This is a genomic window from Rheinheimera sp., assembly GCF_036568245.1.
Taxonomy (GTDB): domain Bacteria; phylum Pseudomonadota; class Gammaproteobacteria; order Enterobacterales; family Alteromonadaceae; genus Alishewanella.
Window position 1 is genome coordinate 1 of record NZ_DATCSY010000001.1, and the last position, 2,497, is coordinate 2,497.

2 protein-coding genes are annotated in these 2,497 nt (G+C 51.4%); both read left to right on the forward strand.

The features are described 5' to 3' along the window. The first annotated feature begins 130 nt into the window (after positions 1-130). On the forward strand, positions 131-1,447 hold the full coding sequence (locus tag VIN66_RS00005; protein WP_331922082.1) for an amidohydrolase: 1,317 nt from the start codon (positions 131-133) through the stop codon (positions 1,445-1,447). Positions 1,448-1,725: 278 nt separating this feature from the next. Then, the coding region (locus VIN66_RS00010) for a DEAD/DEAH box helicase (RefSeq protein WP_331922083.1) at positions 1,726-2,497 on the forward strand (772 nt) is incomplete at its 3' end.

A 2,497-nucleotide genomic window follows, 5' to 3' on the forward strand; every position in this document is an offset into this window, starting at 1 on the left:
CCCGTCTCTGGAAAACAAAGCCGAAAAAGGTTAACACCGCGGCGTGTTCGCTGTTGGTCGCAAAGGCTGGCGTTTTTTAAACGCCAGCGGTAGGTTAAACAGAATGTTTAAACCTATGGGCACAATAACAATGAAAAAAACGCTTATCGCCACTTTACTCACTTTGGGCAGCCTCTCTGCCGCTGCGGCACCTTTATCTGATCAGATCCAGCAAGACTATCAGCAGCATCTCGGCGCACTGTTTACCCACTTCCACCAACACCCTGAACTTTCCCACATGGAAACTCAAACGGCAAAACGCCTCGCCAAAGAGCTACGTGCTGCAGGGTTTGAGATAACCGAAGGCGTCGGTAAAACCGGCGTGGTCGCTATGCTGAAAAACGGCCCTGGGCCTTTGGTGATGATGCGGGCAGACATGGACGGCTTACCGGTTGAAGAAAAGTCCGGCCTGCCCTATGCCTCTAAAGCCAAACAGACAGACTGGGATGGTAATGAAGTGCATGTCATGCATGCCTGTGGTCATGATGTACATATTACCAGTTTGGTAGGTACAGCACGGCGGATGGCAGCGATGAAAGACAAATGGTCCGGCACCCTGATGCTGGTCGGCCAGCCTGCAGAAGAACGGGTTGGCGGCGCTAAAGGCATGATGGAAGATAATATCTGGGGTCGCTTTGGCCAGCCTGATTATGCGTTGGCGTTTCATGTTTCATCAGAAATTGAAGCCGGTAAAATTGTTGCAGTTGAAGGTTCGCCGTATTCGGGCGTAGACAGCGTCGATATTATTATTCATGGTGTTGGTGCGCATGGCGCCAGCCCGCATCGCGGTAAAGACCCCATAGTGTTAGGTTCACAAATCGTACTGGCGCTGCAGACTATTGTCAGCCGTGAAATTGCCCCGAAAGAACCGGCGCTTATTACCGTTGGCGCTTTTCACAGTGGCACCAAGCACAACATTATCTCTGATAAAGCGCATTTACAGCTGACGGTGCGTAATGACAACTGGGAAACCCGCGAGTATTTAATGGCAGCGATTAAACGGGTTGCTGAGAACATGGGCCGCGCTGCTGGCTTACCGGAAGATAAACTGCCGGAAGTTCGCATCAGCGATGAACCCACTCCCCCCACCGTTAACGATATACCACTAACCAAGCGACTGAAAAAGGCCTGGACAGCCAGTATGGGCCAACCGGTATTTGACGAAAACTATAAGCGCTTAGGTATGGGTGCTGAAGATTTCCCGTTCTTTACCACTGAGCCTTATATACCCAGCACTTACTTTGCGGTAGGCGGTACGCCAGCGGCTGACTTTGCAGCGGAAAAAGCCGGCGGCCCGGCTGTACCCAGCCATCACAGCCCGCTGTTTAAAATCAGCCCGCAACCGGCAGTAACCAAAGGTGTGGAAGCGACAGTCATCGCATTGCTGGATTTGATGCCCGCAAAATGAAAAGTGAAACTAAAGTAGCAGTGCCTTAATTTCAACTGAAGCAGAATCGGTATACCCTAAACCAACCGTCTCAGCCCCGGATGGGCTGAGAGGAGCCCCCACGGACGGGTTTACGGCGTGTTGGTGTGGGTATACCGATTCGGCGGAACTGTCCGACTACCGTAGATAAGCAGTAGCTGTTTTTTTCAGCAGTGAAAGATGCAAAGCCACAGCATTCTGCTACAATGCCGCCCCTTTTGCAGGCTTTGGCCCGCAGTATTCAATTTTGCGGAGCGCCAATGAGCAACACAGCATTTTCTACCCTCGCTTTACCAGCAGCATTGCTGGGCAATCTGGCCGACCTTGGCTACAGCAGCATGACCGATATTCAGGCGCAGGCCTTGCCAGAAATCCTGGCAGGTAAAGACGTTATCGCCAGGGCTAAAACCGGTTCAGGTAAAACCGCCGCCTTTGGCCTTGGTTTGCTGGCTAAACTGGATGTGAAGTACTTTCGTGTACAAAGCCTGGTACTGTGCCCTACCCGGGAACTGGCCGATCAGGTTGCAGCAGAACTGCGTAAACTGGCACGCAGTATTCACAATATTAAAATTCTTACGCTGTGTGGCGGTGTGCCGATTGGTCCGCAAATTGGCTCGTTAGAGCACGGCGCGCACATTATCGTTGGTACACCAGGTCGGGTGATAGATCACCTGGATAAAGGCCGGTTGAAACTAGACGATTTAACCACGCTGGTATTAGATGAAGCCGACCGCATGCTGGAGATGGGCTTTAGCGCCGATTTAGATGCCGTGATTGCCATGGCGCCTTCTGCGCGGCAAACGCTGTTATTTAGTGCTACCTACCCTGCAGCTATAGCCAGCTTAAGTGAGCGGTTACTTCGCGCACCTGTAAGGATAACAGTAGAAGAGCAGCATACCAGCAGCAGTATCGAGCAAAAGTTTTATCAGCTAAGTCATAACAATGATCGGCTGCAGGCATTGCATACTTTGCTGCTAAATTATCAGGGTCAAAGCAGCATGGTGTTTTGTAATACCAAGCGTGAAACCCAGG

What these genes read in the sequence shown, in the direction of transcription:
- VIN66_RS00005 (WP_331922082.1), top strand. Translation starts at nt 131, where the DNA reads ATGAAAAAAACGCTTATCGCCACTTTACTCACTTTGGGCAGCCTCTCT.